This is a genomic window from Kitasatospora purpeofusca (assembly GCF_036010405.1).
GTDB classification, from domain to species: Bacteria; Actinomycetota; Actinomycetes; order Streptomycetales; family Streptomycetaceae; genus Kitasatospora; species Kitasatospora purpeofusca.
Map to the genome: position 1 here is coordinate 616,498 of NZ_CP108561.1, position 17,895 is coordinate 634,392.

General features: G+C 75.5%; 11 protein-coding genes. 4 read left to right on the plus strand and 7 right to left on the minus strand.

Annotation, left to right across the window (positions count from 1 at the left end; all coding sequences use genetic code 11):
- Positions 1–58: 58 nt before the first annotated feature.
- On the minus strand, positions 59–1,003 hold the full coding sequence (locus OG715_RS02845; RefSeq protein ID WP_327063888.1) for a LysR family transcriptional regulator: 945 nt from the start codon (positions 1,001–1,003) through the stop codon (positions 59–61).
- A 70-nt stretch (positions 1,004–1,073) separates the two neighbouring features.
- Here OG715_RS02845 and OG715_RS02850 point away from each other — a divergent pair, with 70 nt between their 5' ends.
- Positions 1,074–1,808, plus strand: a complete 735-nt coding sequence (locus OG715_RS02850; RefSeq protein ID WP_327063889.1) for an SDR family oxidoreductase — start codon at positions 1,074–1,076, stop codon at positions 1,806–1,808.
- Positions 1,809–2,042: 234 nt separating this feature from the next.
- Complete coding sequence (locus OG715_RS02855) at positions 2,043–3,428, plus strand: carbohydrate-binding protein (RefSeq protein ID WP_327063890.1); 1,386 nt, start codon at positions 2,043–2,045, stop codon at positions 3,426–3,428.
- Between the two features lie 301 nt (positions 3,429–3,729).
- Here OG715_RS02855 and OG715_RS02860 read toward each other — a convergent pair whose 3' ends face one another.
- The 3 genes from OG715_RS02860 to OG715_RS02870 form a co-directional block, all read right to left on the minus strand.
- Positions 3,730–4,392, minus strand: a complete 663-nt coding sequence (locus OG715_RS02860; protein WP_327063891.1) for a GNAT family N-acetyltransferase — start codon at positions 4,390–4,392, stop codon at positions 3,730–3,732.
- Positions 4,393–4,562: 170 nt separating this feature from the next.
- Positions 4,563–5,201 carry a hypothetical protein gene (locus tag OG715_RS02865; protein ID WP_327063892.1) on the minus strand — a complete coding sequence of 213 codons (639 nt, stop codon included), beginning with the start codon at positions 5,199–5,201 and terminating at the stop codon, positions 4,563–4,565.
- Between the two features lie 77 nt (positions 5,202–5,278).
- Entirely contained in the window at positions 5,279–5,962 is a 684-nt protein-coding gene (locus OG715_RS02870; protein ID WP_327063893.1) for a nitroreductase family protein, read from the minus strand.
- 68 nt (positions 5,963–6,030) lie between these two features.
- Between OG715_RS02870 and OG715_RS02875 the strand changes: the two genes are divergently transcribed.
- Positions 6,031–6,426 carry a winged helix-turn-helix transcriptional regulator gene (locus tag OG715_RS02875; protein WP_327063894.1) on the plus strand — a complete coding sequence of 132 codons (396 nt, stop codon included), beginning with the start codon at positions 6,031–6,033 and terminating at the stop codon, positions 6,424–6,426.
- 21 nt (positions 6,427–6,447) lie between these two features.
- Here the strand turns inward: OG715_RS02875 and OG715_RS02880 are convergent, their stop codons facing one another.
- The 3 genes from OG715_RS02880 to OG715_RS02890 form a co-directional block, all read right to left on the minus strand.
- Complete coding sequence (locus tag OG715_RS02880; protein ID WP_327063895.1) at positions 6,448–7,218, minus strand: SDR family oxidoreductase; 771 nt, start codon at positions 7,216–7,218, stop codon at positions 6,448–6,450.
- A gap of 190 nt (positions 7,219–7,408) precedes the next feature.
- A complete protein-coding gene (locus OG715_RS02885; protein WP_327063896.1) occupies positions 7,409–9,814 on the minus strand; it encodes a SpoIIE family protein phosphatase in 2,406 nt (801 codons plus the stop codon).
- Positions 9,811–13,500 carry a HAMP domain-containing protein gene (locus OG715_RS02890; protein ID WP_327063897.1) on the minus strand — a complete coding sequence of 1,230 codons (3,690 nt, stop codon included), beginning with the start codon at positions 13,498–13,500 and terminating at the stop codon, positions 9,811–9,813. The genes OG715_RS02885 and OG715_RS02890 overlap by 4 nt, the downstream gene beginning before the upstream one ends.
- A gap of 927 nt (positions 13,501–14,427) precedes the next feature.
- Here OG715_RS02890 and OG715_RS02895 point away from each other — a divergent pair.
- A complete protein-coding gene (locus tag OG715_RS02895) occupies positions 14,428–17,790 on the plus strand; it encodes an FtsX-like permease family protein (protein WP_327063898.1) in 3,363 nt (1,120 codons plus the stop codon).
- Positions 17,791–17,895: the final 105 nt, after the last annotated feature.

Here is a 17,895-nt window from a genome sequence, read left to right on the forward strand (position 1 = left end):
GCAGCGGTACCGGCCTCGGGGACCGAGGAGCCGGGTGCGCCCCGCCGGGCCGGTGCGGTCAGGCCAGGGCGGTCAGGTGGTCGGGGTGCTGGGCGGCGACGTCGTGGGCGACCCGGACGAATGCGGCGACGGCCGCGGACCGCGAGGTCTCCGGCCAGGCGACCACGACCGCGCTCGGGCTGAGGCCGGTGACGGGCCGGTAGGCGATGTCCGGGCGCTGGTGCCGCTCGGTGGTGGAGCGGGCCAGGAACGCCACCGCCTGCCCCAGCGCGACCACTTCGAGGAGTTGCTCGACACTGGCCACGAGCGGCCCCTCGGGAGTGTCGGCCGGAACCAGGACCGGGCGCCCGTCGGCTGCTCCCGCACCGTCGTGTCCGGTGTAGTACGCGGTGCTGGAGGGGGCGGCGCCCTTCCAGCGCGGGACCGGTTCGCCCTCCAGGTCGGTCGGCCGCAGTCGCCGGCGTCCGGCCAGGCGGTGCGCGGCGGGGAGGACGGCCAGTCGCGGCTCGACCACGAGTGTCTCGGAGTCCAGCCCCCGGCCGTCGAACGGGCTGCGCAGCAGCGCCACGTCGGCGCGGCCGTCCCGCAGCATGGCGATCGGCTCCCCGCTGCCGCCGACGACGACTTCGGGCGGCGGCAGTTGCGGGCTCGCGGCCCGGTAGGCGGCGAGGATCTCCCCCAGCAGCCCGGCGTCGCCTCCCGGTTTGACCGCCACAACGAGCCGGGGTGTCGGCTGACCGGCCCGGCGGGCCCGCCGGGCCGCCGCGTGCACCGCGTCGACCGCGATCCGGGCCTGGTCGAGCAGCACCTGACCGGCGTCGGTCAGCCTCACCTGCCGGGTGGTGCGCTCCAGCAGGCGGACCCCGAGCCGGGACTCCATCAGGGCGATCGCCTTCGACAGCGGAGGCTGCGCCATCCCCAGGCGTTGCGCGGCCCGACTGAAGTTCAGGTCCTCGGCGACCGCGATGAAGTACCTCAGCTCCCGCACCTCTAGCTCACTCATATCCGTGGACTATAGATCCAGAGCCTTTCGGTCTTTCCCCACCGCCCATGGGCGGCGGGAGGCTGGGGCCATGACGACTCCGCAGAAGACTGCTCTGATCACCGGTGCGAACAAGGGCATCGGCAAGGAAACGGCGCGCAGGCTCGCAGCCCTCGGCATCACCGTGCTGATCGGCTCCCGCAACACCGAACGTGGCGAGGCGGCGGCCGAGGAGCTCCGCGCCGACGGCGCCGACGTACGGTTCGTTCCGCTGGACGTCACCGACGAGGTCTCGGTCCGGGCCGCCGCCGAGCACATCGACGCCGCGTTCGGCCGCCTCGACATCCTCGTCAACAACGCCGCGATCGCCGCCGGGCCGCAGAAGCCCAGTGAGACCCTGGCCGCCACCGTGCGGCAGGTCTACGAGACCAATGTGTTCGGCGTCGTCGCGGTGACGCACGCCATGCTCCCCCTGCTCCGCCGCTCCGCCGCCGCACGCATCGTCAACATGTCCAGCGAACTCGGCTCCCTCGCCCACCAGGCCGACCCGGGCAGCCCGTGGTCCGCCTACTACTCGATCCTCCTTCCCTACTGCACCTCGAAGAGCGCGCTGAACGCCGTCACCGTGCTCTACGCCAATGAACTGCGCCCCGAAGGGATCCTGGTCAACGCGGTGAGCCCCGGCTACTGCGCGACCGACCTCAACCGCCACAGCGGGACCCGCACGCCGGAGGAGGGCGCGGCCGTGGTGGTCGACCTGGCCACGGCGGGCGAGGACGGCCCGACGGGCGCCTTCTTCGCCGAGGACGGGCCGATCCCCTGGTGAGACCGCGACCCCACCGGGCGCGACCACGGCCCGTGACAGCAGCCGCCGGTGCGGGCCGCCTTGACGGAATGGTCCACGGAAAGGTCTTCTGTACCACGCGGCCGAGCGCCCGACGGCCGCCCCGACCTGCGCGGTGATAGCCCCGGGCCGCATCTCCGGGTGACATCTCCCCGCCCGCGAAAGGGACTTCTACGGTTTCCGGCGACCCCCACACCGTGACCGCAGGAGACCCCCATGCTCCGACGACCCGTCAGGGCCGCGTGTGCCGTCCTGGCCACCGCCGCCCTGGGCCTGACCGCCCTCCAGGGCACCGCCGGTGCCGCCTCCCCCACCCCCGGACCCGCCGCGGCCGCCCGGGCCGCCGCCTCGGCCGCGCCGGAGACCCTCGGGGTCGCCGCCGCGCCCGAGCTGATCGGGGCGCTGCGGCGCGACCTCGGCCTGACGGACAGTCAGGCACGGGCCCGGATCGCCGCCGAGGCCAGGGCGGGCGCCCTGGCCGGCGCGCTCGCCCAGGCGCTCGGCAGCGGCTGGGCCGGCTCCTGGCTGGAGGGCCCGGACGCCGCTCCGGCCGTCGCCACGACCCGGACCGCCGACCTCGCCGTGATCCGCGCGGCGGGTGCCCGCCCGGTGCTCGTGGACCGCACGCTTGCCGCCCTGGACGGAGCGCTGGCCGCGCTCGACCGGGCCGCCGAACGCGGCCCCGCCGGGCGGGCGGACGCGCTCGCCGCGCCGGTGCGCTACGTCGACGTGACCGCCAACACCGTCGTGGTGCAGGCCACCGACCGGGCCGCCGCCGAACGCCTGGTCGCCGGGGCCGGGCTGGACCGGGCGGCGGTGCGGGTGGAGACGGTGGCCGAGGCCCCGCGTCCGCTGTACGACCTCCGCGGCGGCGACGCCTACTACATCGACAACAGCAGCCGCTGCTCGATCGGCTTCCCGATCACCCGGGGGACCACCCAGGGCTTCGTCAGCGCGGGCCACTGCGGCCGGGCCGGGTCCAGTACGACCGGCGCCAACCGGGTCGCCCAGGGCAGCTTCCAGGCCTCGGTCTTCCCGGGCAACGACATGTCCTGGGTGGCCACCAACAGCAGCTGGACCGCGACCCCGTACGTGAACAGCGCCTCCGGCGCGGTGACCGGCTCGGTGCTGCAGCAGGTCGGGGCCTCGGTCTGCCGGTCCGGTTCCACCACCGGCTGGCACTGCGGCACGATCCAGCAGCACAACACGAGCGTCACCTACGCCGAGGGCACCGTCTCGGGAGTCACCCGGACCAGTGTGTGCGCGGAGCCGGGCGACTCGGGCGGCTCCTTCGTCTCGGGCACCCAGGCGCAGGGCGTGACCTCGGGCGGCAGCGGGAACTGCTCCCAGGGCGGCACCACGTACTTCCAGCCGGTCAACCCGATCCTGCAGAACTACGGGCTGACGCTGAAGACCGACGGCCAGGGCCCCGGCCCCGGTCCGGGCCCCGGCAACCCGGGCGGCACCTGGGCCGCCGGCGCCGTCTACCAGGCCGGCGCCACCGTCACCTACGGCAGCACCTCCTACCGCTGCCTCCAGGGCCACCAGGCGCAGGTCGGCTGGGAGCCGCCGAACGCCCCGGCGCTGTGGCAGGTGGTGTGAGCCATGACCGTCCGCCGCACCCCGGCCCGGGCCGAGCGGCCCGCCGCACCCTCGATCGGAGCAACCGGCGGTGCCGCGGTGGGCCCACCGTGTGAGACCTTGGACGGGGGGCCAACCCACCAAGGAGGCCCGATGTCCTCGAAGCGTCGCCGTAAGAAGAAGGCCCGTCGCAAGGGTGCCAACCACGGCAAGCGGCCGCAGTGCTGAACCGGCACCGGAACGCCGCCCGTGCCCGGACAGGTGTCCGGGCACGGGCGGCGTCCCACCCCCGGGGCGTCGGTCGCGCCCCGGTCGGCATCCGTCACACCCCGGCGGGCTCCGCCGGCTCCGGGGCGTAGTAGAGGCTCGCCATGGTGGCCCGGAGCGTCCAGCCGAGGGTGCTGTAGAGAGCCTTCCCCTCGGGGGTGGCGACCAGGAGCCCGGTCCCGGCGCCGTTGCGGTGCCCGGCGTCCTCCAGGGCCCGCATCACCACCGAACCCAGGCCCCGGCGGCGGTGCGCGGGCGCGGTCTCGATCTGGTCGGCCACGGCGACGGCCCCGGCCAGCCCGAGCTGGCCGCGCGCCGCGAAGTGGCCGGCCCCGGTCCGGACCAGCGCCCGGACCACACCGCCGCGCTCCCAGGTGGTGAGGGTGTACCCGGCCGGCACGACCGGAGCTCCGGCGACGAGCGGCCCGGTCATCAGATACCCGGGGACGTCGAACCGCCAGCCCGGCCCGAGCCAGGGACGGACGGTGTCGTCGTCGGTGAACACCTTCAGCCAGGTACCCGGCGCACTGGTGGCCGCCACCAGCTTGCGCACATCGGGCTCGGTCGGCTCCGGCAGCACGTGCCGCGCCACCTGCGCCGACTGACCGACGTCGACCGTCCAGCCCCACGGCTCGTCCACCGGCTCGGCCGCCCCCCGCGAGACCACCCAGCCCCCGACCCAGCTCCGTACCAGCCCGCTGACGCCGGACTCGCCCATCCTCGACCCCCGTAATAGTCACTAGTGGATTTCACATCTTACCGAAACTCGCCGACCTGCCAACCCCCACCCCCGGCGAGCGATCAGTACAGCAGGCGGTGCACGGTGCGTCGCGCACCGGGAGGTCCGCGGGGAGGTCCGCGCCGGCAGGACGGCCACCGGGTGACCGGTCAGTGGCCCGGCAGATGGGGCTGCCGCCGATCCCCGCCCGAGGACTCCTCCGGACTTCCTCCGAACCGGCCGTCCCGCTCCTCGGCCCGTTCCTCGGCCCGTTCCCCCTCGGGTTCGGCGACCGGTCCGCCGGCCGCCACCGGAGCGACGGCGACCGGCCCCCGGGAGGCCGGCTCGTCGGCGATCCGGTCGTCGGCGATCCGGCGTTCCATGAGCCGTTCCTCGGGCCGCTCGTGCGGGTCCCGCTCGTGCACGTCCCGCTCGTGCACGTCCCGCTCGTGCACGTCCCGCTCGTGCACGTCCCGCTCATCCGAGTCCCGCTCGTGCAGGTCCCGCGGGTCCGGACGGTCCGGGGCGGGCGCGGCACGGTATCCGTGCCCCGTCGTCCCGGCCGCTCCGGCGACCTCGGCGGCCCCGGCCCTGTGGGCCGACCGGCCCGCGCGGGCCAGCACGAGGCCGAGGCAGAAGAGCAGCGCGAGTGCCAGCCCGGCGAGGAAGATCCCCAGACTGTTCAACACCACCAGATCGTGGCCCACAACGGCCACCTGGTACTCCGGCCCGCCGGAGAGGTTGTCGGCGATCAGCAGGCCGGTGAAGGCCCCGGTCACAGCGACCAGGAGGAGTCCGAACAACAGCATGACGGCGTCCTTTCGGTCCGCCCCCCGCAGCGCCCGATCCCCTCCGGCGAGTCGCGCCTACCCGGCAGCGACCGGACCTAACGCGGCAGGGGCGAGGCAATGCCGGCCCCGTAGGTCCCGTCGAAGACGACGCGCCCACGGGGGCGGCGGCCCGGGTGGAGGCGGGTGCCGGCAGGGTGGCCGACCGAGACCAGCAGGGCGACGGCGAGGTCCTCGCGGTCCTCGATACCGATCACCTTCTTGACCTTGTCCTCGTCCCAGCCGTTCATCGGCGAGGTCGCCAGCCCCATCGCGGTGGCCGCGAGCATCACGAAGGAGGCGGAGATGACCGCGTCCTTGACCGCGTACTCGCGGAGCAGGCCGCGCTGTTCGAGGCCCTCCTGGAACTCCTGCGAGGCGGCGGAGAACATCTCGACGAACTGCTCGCTCCACGCCCCGTTCTGCCGTGCCTGCCGGTAGACGTCGCTGCGGTCCTCCCGCCACGCCTGCGGCTCGGCGACGAAGACCAGCACCACCGGCGCCTCGGTCGGCTGGGGCTGGCCGCCCGTGGCCCAGGCCAGACCGGCCCGGCCCTCCTCGCTCGACACCACCACGATCGAGCGGTCCTGGAGGTTCCAGCTGGTGGGGGCCTCCACCGCCAGGTCGAGCAGGGTGTCGAGCAGTTGCGGGGAGACCGGGTCTGGCCGGTAGTGGCGGACGGTGCGGCGGGTGCGGATCGCTTCGGCAACGGACATCGTGCGAGTCGTCGTGTGGTTCGTCATGCCGACAACTCTCGGAGAGTCACTCTCTTTTGGGAAGAAGGCACCTGAAAGTGCGTTACTCTCCCCGGGTGAACACCACCGTGGAATCCTCCGGTCTCCCGGCCGACGTCTACTCCGCGAAGTGCCCGACCCGACAGGTCCTCGACCACATCGCCGGCAAGTGGACCGTCCTGGTCGTGGACAGCCTGCTCGACGGCACCCTGCGCTACACCGAACTGTTCCGGCGCATCGAGGGGGTGTCGCAGAAGATGCTCACCCAGACCCTGCGGCTGCTGGAGACCGACGGGTTCGTCACCCGCACCGTGCACCCGACCGTGCCGCCCCGCGTCGAGTACGGGCTGACCGAACTCGGGCGCAGTCTCGCCGGGCCGATCAGCGCCCTCCGCGAGTGGACGGAGGCCCATATCAACGACATCGAGCGGGCCCGGTCCGCCCGCCCGTCCGACCGGGGGGCCACCCCCTGACGGCCGGGCGGGCGGCGGCGGTCAGACCTGCGCCAGCCACTCCTGGAGGGTCGGCCCGGCGAGCGTGGTGGCGGGACCGGCGACGAACGCGCCGTTCTCCAGGAGCTCGCGGTCGGGGGTGCCCTCCTCGCTGACCTCGATCACGGTGACGTCCTCGCCGCGGGCGGCGTAGACGAGTTCGGCGGCCTTGGCGAGGTTCTCCTCGCGCGGGCCGGCGATCTCGGGGAACGGCGCCGCGGCGCCCGGCTCGGGCGCGGGGCCCTCGGCGAGGTCGACGAGCGCCTCGGCCACCGCCGCGGCCGCGACGAGCTGGGTGCGCATCAGCGGGACGTGCACGGTGTCGCCCTGGCGGCCCCAGCTGACCAGCGGCTCGACGAACTCGTGGAACTGCGCGGCACGCAGGATCCGGACCGGCAGCGGACCTGCCGTCAGGGCCTTCTCGTGGGCGACCTTGGCGCGGTAGTAGCCGCCGGTCGACGCGTCGATGCCGAGGATGGACACCGAGACGATCAGCTCCACCCCGGCCCGGGCGCCCGCCTCGTGCAGGTTGGCGGCGGCGGCGGTGAAGAACTCCGTCGCCACCGTCTCGTCGGCGGAGGGGGTGCCGGAGGTGTCGATGACGACATCGACCCCGGTCAGGGCCTTGTCGAGGCCCTCGCCCGTGATGATGTCGACGCCCGCCGAGCGCGAGATCGCCACGACCTCGTGGCCGCGTTCCGCCAGCACGCGGACGACGTGCTCGCCCAGCCGCCCGGTCGCGCCGACCACCGCGACGGTCCTGCGGTTCGACATGGTTGTTCTCCTTCGTGGTGCGTGTGTCGTTGAGCATGTACGTGGGACACCGACCCTAGGCACGTGCGGCGCCGCGGGGTGTGCGAGGCGCGCACGATCGTTCGTCAATGCGTGCAATGCGTGCAAGGCGTGCGAGGTGCGCGAGGTGTGAGAGGCGGTCAGACCGGACGGGCCGCCGTTCCGTCCGGCATCACCCGTCCGTCCGCGCTCCCTCGGCCGGCTCCGACGGCTCGATGCGGACGGCGACCAGGCAGGTGTCGTCGTCGGTGTCGGCCGGGCTCAGCTCCAGCAGCAGGTCCAGGTACTGCTCCAGGTCGGGGCCGGGCGGGCCCGCCGCCCGGATCAGCTGGTCCACGGACTCCTCGACCGGCCGGTCCCGGCGCTCGACCAGGCCGTCCGTGTAGAGCAGCAGCACGTCGCCCGGGACGAGCCTGGCGGTGTACTCCTCGTACTCGGCGTCCGCCAGCGCCCCGAGCAGCACCCCGTGCGGCAGTGGCAGCACCTCGGCGCCGCCGGGGGCGAGTCTGATCGGCGGGAGGTGGCCGGCCCTGGCCCAGCGCAACGAGCCGTCGTCCGGCCGGAGGAGCACGCAGACGGCGGTGGCGGTCACCTGCTCCGGTTCGCGCAGGGCCACCGCGTTCGCCCACGCCAGCAGTTGGCCCGGGCCCGCGCCGGTGACGGCCAGGCCGCGCAGCGCGTGCCGGAGCGCGACCATGCCGGTGGCCGCGCCGATGCCGTGCCCGGCCACGTCGCCGACGGCCAGCAGCACCTGACGGTCCGGCAGCACCATCACGTCGTACCAGTCGCCGCCGACCCGTTCGCGTTTGGCGGCGGGCCGGTAGCGGACGGCGGCGCGCAGTCCGGGGGCGCCGAGCGGCGGCGGCACCGCGGGCAGGATCGCCTGCTGGAGCCGGAGCGCCAGTTGCTCGCGCTCTGCCGTCTCCTGCTCGCTGTCGGCCAGCCGGGCCCGGGTGGCGCCGAGGGCGACCTCGGTCCAGTGCTGGGCGGACACGTCGTGGTAGGCGCCGCGGACGGTGTCGAGGCGGCCGTCCTCGTCCACGACCGGTTCGGCCACCACCCGGGTGTAGCGCTGGGTGCCGTCCGGGCGGACCAGCCGGAACACCGCGGAGGCGGTGCGCAGGCGGTGCTGGACGGTGTCCACCAGCCTGCGGACGGCGGGCCCGTCGTCCGGGTGGGCGTGCCGGGCGAGGCGGGCCAGCGGCACGACGGACTCCGGCGGCAGGCCGAACAGCTCGCTCAGGCCCTCGTTCCAGAGGATCCGGCCGCTCCCGGGCCGCTCCTCGAACCCGGCCACCCGGGCCAGGCGTTGGGCCTGGCGCAGCAGGTCGGTCTGCTCGGACTCGCCGGACCGGTCGGTGTCGCGCTGCCAGCTGAGCAGGAGGCGCGGACCGAGCGGGGCGACGGCGATCCTCAGGACGGCGGGCACGGCGATCCCGCTGCCCTGGAAGACCAGGCGCAGCCGGTCGTCGGTCCGGGGTTCGCCGGTCTCGTGCGCCCGGAGCAGCGGTGCCAGCAGGCCGGTGGCGCAGGCCATCGGGTAGGTCTCCAGGAGGGAGGTGCCGTCCAGGCCGCTGCGGGGGCGGCCGAGCGGGTCCCGGAACAGCCGGTTGGTGCGCAGGACGGTGAAGTCCACGACCCGGCCGTCCCGCAGGACGGGTTCGAGCAGCAGGGCCGGGTCGAGCAGGCCGTCGAGCAGGTCCGCGTGCCGGTCTGGCGGGACGGGGGGCTCCGGGTGGCCGAGGAGGGTGGCGCAGAGGTCGGCGAGGGCGCGGAGCCGGCGGCGCTGCGGGGGGCCGAGGGCGGGCGCGGGGCCGGGCCAGAGCACTTCGAGGGCCCCGAGGCGGCGGCCGTCGGCGAGCAGGGGGAGGACGGCCCGGGGGGTGGTGGCTCCCCCGGCGGCGGGTCCGGCGGCGGGTCCGGTCGGCGGCGCCGCGTCGGGCCAGCGGTCCTCGCCGCCGGTGACGGCCTGCCGGGCGGGGGTGTCGACACCGGGGGGCACCCGGCTCCAGGCCTCGGCCTCGGCCAGGGGCAGGCCGGCCTGGGCGGCGAGGGCGAGGCTGCCGCCGGGCAGCCGTTGCCAGACCAGCACGGCGTGGGCGCCGAGCGGGGCGGCGCCCTGCTGGAGGACGGCCTCGACGGCGCCCGCGAGGTCGGGGACGGCGGCGAGCGCCCGCGCGGGGGCCGGTGTGGCGGCGCCGGGTCCGGACGGGGCGGGCCCGTCGTCCCGGGTGGGCGCCTCGGCCGTCCGGCCGACGATGTCGGCGGCCAGGGCGGCGACCGGCACTCCGGCCTGCCGGGCGAGCGCGGCCAGGCGGGCGGCGGCCTCGGCCGGCGACGCGGTCAGCCGTTCGGCGAGCATGCCGGTGGCGAGGTCGACCAGGGCTCGGGTTCCCTCCTCGGCGCGCATCCGCTCCACGGCGTGCTGGAGCCGCCGGACGGCGCCGGCGAGCTGCCGTGCGACGGCGCCCTGCGCCTCGGCCGCGGCGGAGTCCGCCGCCGGGTCGGGTCCGTACGGGGGCGCTGTCGGCGGAACCGGCACACCCGACCGGCCGGCGGGCCGGGGGCCGTCGGTCATGACACGTCCAGCCAGTGCCGTATCCGCTCCAGCAGCAGTGCTGTGTCCACCGGCTTGCTGACATGGTCGTCGGCGCCGGCGGCGAGGCTCTTGGCCCGGTCGCCGGCCATCGCCTTGGCGGTGACGGCGACGACCGGGATCCGGGCGAACCGCTCGTCGGCGCGGATGGCCGCGATGGTGGCGTAGCCGTCCAGGCCGGGCATCATCACGTCCATCAGCACCAGGTCCGTCTCCGGGTGGGCGCGCAGCAGGTCGAGTCCGGCGCGGCCGTCGGCGGCGTGCAGGACGGTCAGGCCGTGCTCTTCCAGGGCGGCGGCGAGGGCGAAGACGTTGCGGACGTCGTCGTCGACGATCAAGGTGGTGCGTCCGGCGAGCGGTTCGTCGGCGGGGGCGGCGTGCTCGCCGGGCCCGACCCCGGCAGGCGGTCGGCCGCCGAGCAGGGTGATCAGGCGCTCGCGCAACCCGTCCAGTCCCGAAGGGAGTTCCAGGCCGGCGATGGCGGCCGTGGTGGCGCCGACGGGGCCGCCCTCGCCCTGGTGGCCGAGCACGGGCGTGCCTTCCGGGAGCGCGGTGAGCAGCAGCGGGGCGAGTTCGCCGGCGTGGGCGAGGTCGAGCACGGCGCACCGGTACGGGCCGTCGGCGAGGGCGGCGCGCAGGTCCGCCTCGGTGCCGGCGCCGCGGACCGCCACCGGCGGGTCCTCGCCGAGCGCCCCGGCGGCGGTCCGCGCCAGCAGGGTGAGCAGGCCGGGCGGTTCGGCCTCGACCACCAGGATGCCGGTCGCGGCGCCCGGTACGACGGCCTGCCGCTCCCGGCGGGCGAGCGGCAGGTAGAGGCTGAAGCGGCTGCCCCGGCCGGTGGTGGAGCGGACGGTGAGGACGCCGCCGAGCAGGCGGGCGAGCTCGCGGCTGATGGACAGGCCGAGCCCGGTGCCGCCGAAGCGGCGGGCGGTGGTGCCGTCGGCCTGCTGGAAGGCGCCGAAAATGCTGTCGAGGTGGGCGGGGTCGATGCCGATGCCGGTGTCCTCGACGTGGAAGGCCACGGCGGCCTCGGCCCGGTCGAGTTCGGCCGGGAGTCCGTCGGCCTCCACCCGTTCGACGCGCAGCTCGACGTGGCCCGCATCGGTGAACTTGATCGCGTTGGACAGCAGGTTGCGCAGGACCTGCCGCAACCGGGCCTGGTCGGTGACGAGTTCGCCGGGCACCTGCTCGCCGACGCCGATCCGGAAGGCGAGGCCGCGCTGGTCGGCGAGCGGCTTGAACGCGGACTCGACGTAGGCCAGCAGCTCCTGCACGGCGAAGGGTTCGGGGTTGAACTCCATCTTCCCCGCCTCGACCTTGGAGAGGTCGAGGATGTCGTTGATGAGCTGGAGCAGGTCGGAGCCGGCCGAGTGGATCACGCCCGCGTACTCGACCTGTTTGGAGGTGAGGTTTCCGGTGGCGTTCTGGGCGAGCAGCTGGGCGAGGATGAGCAGGCTGTTGAGCGGGGTGCGCAGCTCGTGGCTCATATTGGCCAGGAACTCGGACTTGTACATCGAGCTGATGCTCAACTGCCGCGCCCGCTCCTCCAGTTCTTGGCGGGCCTGCTCGATCTCCAGGTTCTTGGCCTCGATGTCGCGGTTGCGTTCGGCCAGCAGCGCGGCCTTCTCGCCGAGTTCGGCGTTGGAGCGCCGCAGTTCCCGCTGGCCTTCCTGCAACTCCTCCGAGCGGGAACGGAGTTCGGCGGTGAGCCGCTGGGACTCGCCGAGCAGCTCGTCGGTGCGGGCGTTGGCCAGCAGGGTGCCGAGGTTGACGCCGCAGGCCTCGGTGAACTGCTCCAGGAGGTCGCGGTGGACGGCGCTGAAGGGGTGGACGGAGCCGAACTCCATGACGCCGAGCAGCCATTCCTCCAGGGCGATCGGCAGGATCAGCACGGACCGGACGTGGGTGGCGCCGGCGCCGGAGCCGATGGTCGCGTAGTCGGGCGGCAGGTCGTCCACGGTCACGACGCGGCGGGAGCGGGCGGCCTGGCCGACCAGCGACTCGCCGAGCCGGACCCGCACGGGTCCGCCACCGCCGTCGTCGGCCGGGGCCGTGTCGGCCGAAGCGGTCCCGGCACGGGCGGTGCCGGCAGGGGCGGTGCCGGCAGGCGTACTGTCGGCAGGTGCGGTACCACCGGGTACGCCGTCGGCCGGGCGGCCGTAGGCGCTGATCCGGACCAGGACCGTACCCTCCGGCCCCTCCTCCGCCAGGTAGAACGCCCCGTACTGGGCGCCGACCAGCGGCGTCAGCCCGTCGGTGATCAGCTCCGCGACGGACCGGATGTCGCGCCGCCCCTGCATGGTGCCGGTGAAGCGGGCGAGGTTGGTCTTGAGCCAGTCCTGCTCCTGGTTGGCGCGGGTGGTCTCGCGCAGGGACTCCACCATGAAGTTGATGTTGTCCTTGAGGTCGGCGACCTCGCCGGAGGCGTCCACGGTGATCGAGCGGGTGAGGTCGCCGGCGGTGACGGCGTTGGTGACCTCGGCAATGGCGCGCACCTGCCGGGTGAGGTTGCCGGCCAGTTCGTTGACGTTCTCGGTGAGGCGCTTCCAGGTGCCGGAGACGCCCTCGACCTCGGCCTGCCCGCCGAGCCGACCCTCGGTGCCGACCTCGCGCGCCACCCGGGTCACCTCGGCGGCGAAGGAGCCGAGTTGGTCGACCATCGTGTTGACGGTGTTCTTGAGTTCCAGGATCTCGCCGCGCGCGTCGACGTCGATCTTGCGGGTGAGGTCGCCGTCCGCGACGGCGGTCGTCACCTGGGCGATGTTGCGGACCTGGCTGGTGAGGTTGTGGGCCATGAAGTTGACGTTGTCGGTGAGGTCCTTCCACGTCCCGGCCACGTTCGGGACGCGGGCCTGCCCGCCGAGGGTCCCCTCGGTGCCGACCTCCCGCGCCACCCGCGTGACCTCGTCGGCGAACACCGACAGGGTGTCGACCATGGTGTTGATCGCGTCCGCGAGCGCGGCCATCTCGCCCTTGGCCTCGACGGTGATCTTCCGGGAGAGGTCGCCCCGGGAGACGGCGGTGGCCACCTCGGACATCGAGCGGACCTGGCCGGTGAGGTTGGAGGCCATCACATTGACGTTGTCGGTGAGGTCCTTCCAGGTGCCGGAGACGCCCCGCACGGTGGCCTGGCCGCCGAGGTTGCCCTCGGTGCCGACCTCCCGCGCCACCCGGGTCACCTCGCCGGCGAACGCCGACAGCTGGTCGACCATCGTGTTGATGGTCTCCTTCAGCTCCAGGATCTCGCCGCGGGCGTCCACCCGGATCTTCTGGGTGAGATCTCCCCCGGCGACCGCGGTCGTCACCTCGGCGATGGAGCGCACCTGCGCGGTCAGGTTGTCGGCCATCACGTTGACGGACTCGGTGAGGTCGCGCCACGTGCCGGAGACGTCCCGGACGTCGGCCTGGCCGCCGAGGCGCCCCTCGGAGCCGACCTCCCGCGCCACCCGGGTCACCTCCGAGGTCACCCGGGCGAGCTGCTCGACCATGCCGTTGAAGACGGTGGCGATCTCCCCCGGCACCCCCGGCAGGTCGGACCCGAGCCGGGTGCGGAAGTCGCCGTCCCGGACCGCCGTCAGCCCCGCGAGCAGCTGCCGCAGGACCTGCTCCGGCCGGTCGGGCCCGTCCGCACGGACCGCCGGGGTGTCCAGCGCCCGGTGTTCGTCCATCCGTCCACCGTCCGGATCGACCGCGCGGCCGGACCGCTCCGCGGCGGCTCCGACCGGTGGGAGCGGCGGCGCCGCTCCGCCTCCCACTGTGCCACCGACCCGCCGCCGGTGACAGGCGGGACGGGAGCGGCGTACGGGGCCCCGGCCCGTTTTGCCCCCGCGCCGCCGGGTAGGCGCCACCCGCCGAGGACGCGGCCGACGGAAGGAGCGGTGCCGTGCCCCGAGGATCGAGCCCGCACCGCCGGCGGCCCGGGCAGGCCCCGAAGCCCGGTGGAACCCGAAAACGCCCCGTACCACCCGGAGCCCGACAGAACCCCGGAGCCCGGCACAATCCCGGAAAGGAGGCGCGGTCGTCATGACCGTCCCGCCACCCGTCCATCCGGACATCGAACCGTTCCCGCACCCCGACCCCGTACCCACGCCGATGCCGGACCCTGCGCCGCCGCCCGTACCGCCCTTCCCCCAACCGGGCCCCGACCCCGAGCCACCCTCCCGGCCGAAGCCGGGCCCGCCGACGGAGCCCGGGCCGCTCGGCGGCTGAGCCCGCGAGGGCCCGCACCCGCCCACCGGGCCGACGCACGACGGTCCACGGGATCCCGACGCCCGGGCGGCGGCCCGGGTTGCCTGCCACCGCCCGCCCTGCGTCGTCAGGGCGGGCGGTGGCGGGCCCGGCGGGCGGTCCCCGCCAGGCGGTCCCCACCGGGCGTTCCCGGCCGGGGCGGGCAGCCCGGCTGCCCCTTCAGGCAGAAAGGCGGCCGATCGGAAACCGACCGGGCGAAGTCGGCGGGTCGTCGTGCAAGATGGGGCCCCGGGATCGGATTGGTACAGACCACAGCGGATTCGCTGCGACAGAACCCCACCCCCGGAAAGTAGTTGGACTCGTGGCGCACGGAACTCCGCTGCGGAGGGTGCCGAGGGGAGCAGTGGATGGGACTGGCGGGGGTGTGGCGCCGGATCAGCCGCCACGGTCTGGTGCTGGCAGCCGTCGCCGTGAGCATCCTGGTGGCGACGGCGGTGCTGTCCGCGGTCGCCGGGCTGGCCGAGTCGGCCGCCACCGCCGGGGTCCGCCAGCGGCTCGCCGCCGACGCCGGCCGCTCGGTCGAGGTCACCGCGCGCTGGGCGGCGCCGGGCCTGTCCGAGGCCGACCGCGCGGTGCACTCGGCACTGGTCCGGACGATGGCCGGCACCCCGTTCCGCACCACGACCGCACAGCGCGGCATCAGCACCGTCGACCTCGCCCTGCCCCCCGCCGGGCGTCGCTGGGCCACCGAGACCGCGCTCCCCTCCCTCCTGGCGGTTCTGCCGGACCCCGGCCGCCACGCCCGACTGCGCAGCGGCAGCTGGCCGGACGCGCCCGGGGCCGCCCCGGCCGCCGACGGCGGGCTGCGCGTCGCCCTTCCCGAGGCCGCCGCCGACCGGCTCGGCCTGGACAGCGGCGGCAGCACGGTGATCCGCACACCCGGAACCGGCGAACCGCTCGCACTCACCGTCACCGGTGTCTACCGACCGGCCCCGGACGCCGCCGCGTTCTGGTCCGGCCTCGGCGGCGCCGAGGCCGCCAACCAGCCCCTCGTACTGGTCGACGGTGCCCGGCTGGCCGCGCTGCCCGGGTTCGCCGACCGCATGCTCGCCGTCTGGCTGGCCCTGCCCGACACCGGGCGGTCGAGCCTCGCCGAACTCGCCGCGCTGCGCGACCGGGTGGCCGTCCTCGCCCGCTCGGACACCGCCCGCTCGGTCTACCGCGGCGCCGAACCGGCACTGGCCGACACCTCGGTGCGCAGCGACCTGCCCGGTGCGGTCGACGGTCAGGTGCTGCCGGTCCTGACGGCCAGGGCGGAGATCGCCGTACCGCTCGGCCTGCTCGCGCTGCTCGCCGCCGTGGTCCTCGTACTGACCGCCCGTCGGCTGGCCGACGCGTTCGCCGGTGAGCAGGCGCTCCGGAGCTCCCGGGGCGCCGGCCCGGCGCGGCTGCTCGCGACGGCGGCCGGCGAGTGGGCGCTGGCCTCGGTACCGGCGGCGGTCGGCGGGCTGCTGCTGGCCGAGCCGCTGCTCGCCGCCGTGCTGCGCGCCGTCGGGGCACAGGGCCCGGCGGCGGGCGACGGCCGGGCCGCCCGGTGGGCCGCGGGCTTCGCGCTCCTGGTGCACGGCGCGGCTCTGCTGCTGCCGCTCGCCCGGCAGGCGGTGGACCCGGGCGCCCAGCGGGCGCTGCGCGCGCGCAGCCCGCGCCGACTGGGTCTCCAGCGGGCCGGGGCGGACGTGGTACTGCTCGCCCTGGCGGCCTTCGGATTCTTCCAACTCCGCCACTACGAGGGAGTGGTGGTGAGGAACGCCGACGCCGGGTTCGACTCCTGGGCCGACCCGACGCTGGTGCTCGCCCCGGTGGTCATGGCGGTGGCCGGTGGCGTCCTGCTGCTGCGGGTGCTGCCGGCGGTGGGGCGGCTGCTGGAACGGGCGGCCGGCCGGGCCCGCGGGCTGGTCCTGCCGCTGGGCGCCTGGCGGCTGAGCCGCGACACCGGTCGCCAGGCGGTGCCGGTGCTGGTGACGCTGCTGGCGGTGGCCTGCAGCAGCCTGGCCGCCGGGGTGCTGGCCGCGCTGCCGACCAGCGACCGCGACCGGGCGGCCTACACGGTCGGCGCCGACCTGCGGCTGTCCGGGGTGTCCGGCCCGCCCGGGCAGCGGCACGCCACGCTGGCCGCCCTGCCGGGCGTGACGGGGCTCACCCCGGTGGCCGAGCAGTCGGCCTTCCTGGGCACCACCCTGGTGCGGACGGTCGCCCTCGACAGCACGGCGGCCTCCGCCGCGGGGCTGCCGCGCCTGCGCCCGGACCAGACCGACCGCCCGGTCCCGGAGCTGCTGGCCCCCCTGACCGCCGTGCCAGCCCAGGGGCTCGCGCTGCCGGGCGGGCCGACCGCGCTGGAGGCGACCGTCCGGGCGAGCACCGACCGGCCGGTCCCGGCCCCCGGCCTGCTCCTGACGCTGTGGATCCAGGACGCCGACGGACTGACCGAGCAGCTGACGCTCCCGCTGCCGGCCGACGGCCGCCCGCACTCCCTGACCTTCCCCCTGGCCGACGGCGACCGGCGCGCCCGCCCGCTGACACTCAGCCGGCTCGGCGTCCACTTCCCGGGCACGGTCGCGGTGCGCTCCACCCTCGACCTGCGCCTGCCCACGATCACGGCCGTCGGCGCCGCCGGCGAGCGGACCGACCTCGCGCTGCCGCCCGGGCAGGGCTGGGCCCGCTCCGGCAAGGTCCTCGCAGCCCCGTCCGCGCTCGGCTGCCCCGGCACCGAACGCGGCCGCACGGAGGAAGCCCCCGACCAGGCCGAGGCCTGCAGCTGGCAGAGCGAAGGGGCCGACCTGCTGCACACGGTGATGCGCTCCCACGAACCGCCGGTCCCGCCCGACCCGGCGGGCGCGGACGCCGTCCTCGCCGTCCAGCCCGTGACCGGCGGCGCGCCCGTACTCCGCACCCTGCCGGGGGGCGCCGTCCTGCCGACGCCCCCCACGCTGCCCGCCGTCGCCGACCGCGCACTGCTCGACGCGGCGGACGCCAGGGTCGGCGACACCCTTCCGCTCAACTGGGAGCGCGACGGGCGGAGCACCCAACAGGTCCTGATCACCGGCGAGGTCGACGTGCTGCCCGGCTACGCCCGGGGCCAGGGCCACCTGTTGCTGGACCTGCGCGCGCTCGCCGCCAACCGCACGCTCACCGGCGCGGCCCCGCCCACCGCCACCCACTGGTGGCTGGCCAGCTCGGACCCGGCGGCCACCTGGGCCGCCGTCGACGGCCACGGCGAGTTCGGCCGGCCGCAGAGCGCCCTGCGGGTCGCCGACGGTCTGGCGGACGACCCGTTCCGGGCCGGACTGCGCTGCGCCTGGCTGCTGGTCCTGGTCACCGCGCCGCTCTTCGCGGTGACCGCGCTGACCCTGCACGCGGTGAGCACGGTTTGCTCCCGCCGGCGGGAGTTCGCGGTGCTCCGCGCGCTGGGCGTGCGGCGCGCCGAGCTGACCTCGCTGCTGCGCGCCGAACAGGTGGCGGTGACCGTGCTGCCGGTGCTGCTCGGAGGGCTGCTGGGCCTGCTGCTGGCGGCCCTGCTGCTGACGCTCACCGTGCTGGACGACTACGCGCGCCCCGTCTTCCCGGCCATGGCCGCCGCCCCGGGGCGGCCCGCCGCCGCGCTCACGGCGCTGGCCGGCGGCCTGCTGCTCACCCTCGCCGTGCTGGTCCTCACCCGGCTGCTGGCCCGGGTCGACCTGGTCCGGGCCCTGCGCGCGGGGGACGACGGATGAGCCCGGCGGAGGACCGGCGGGGCACGGCCCCGTGGTGCGCGGTCCCGTGGTGCGCGGTCCTGTGGCACACGGTCCTGTGGCACGCGGTCCTGTGGCGCGCGGTCC

Excerpts from the sequence above, each read along its gene's own strand:
- OG715_RS02895 (WP_327063898.1), top strand. The coding sequence starts at position 14,428 with ATGGGACTGGCGGGGGTGTGGCGCCGGATCAGCCGCCACGGTCTGGTG.
- OG715_RS02865 (WP_327063892.1), bottom strand. The coding sequence starts at position 5,201 with ATGCTGTTGTTCGGACTCCTCCTGGTCGCTGTGACCGGGGCCTTCACC.
- OG715_RS02860 (WP_327063891.1), bottom strand. The coding sequence starts at position 4,392 with ATGGGCGAGTCCGGCGTCAGCGGGCTGGTACGGAGCTGGGTCGGGGGC.
- OG715_RS02845 (WP_327063888.1), bottom strand. The coding sequence starts at position 1,003 with ATGAGTGAGCTAGAGGTGCGGGAGCTGAGGTACTTCATCGCGGTCGCC.
- OG715_RS02890 (WP_327063897.1), bottom strand. The coding sequence starts at position 13,500 with ATGGACGAACACCGGGCGCTGGACACCCCGGCGGTCCGTGCGGACGGG.
- OG715_RS02880 (WP_327063895.1), bottom strand. The coding sequence starts at position 7,218 with ATGTCGAACCGCAGGACCGTCGCGGTGGTCGGCGCGACCGGGCGGCTG.
- OG715_RS02855 (WP_327063890.1), top strand. The coding sequence starts at position 2,043 with ATGCTCCGACGACCCGTCAGGGCCGCGTGTGCCGTCCTGGCCACCGCC.
- OG715_RS02870 (WP_327063893.1), bottom strand. The coding sequence starts at position 5,962 with ATGACGAACCACACGACGACTCGCACGATGTCCGTTGCCGAAGCGATC.
- OG715_RS02885 (WP_327063896.1), bottom strand. The coding sequence starts at position 9,814 with ATGACCGACGGCCCCCGGCCCGCCGGCCGGTCGGGTGTGCCGGTTCCG.
- OG715_RS02850 (WP_327063889.1), top strand. The coding sequence starts at position 1,074 with ATGACGACTCCGCAGAAGACTGCTCTGATCACCGGTGCGAACAAGGGC.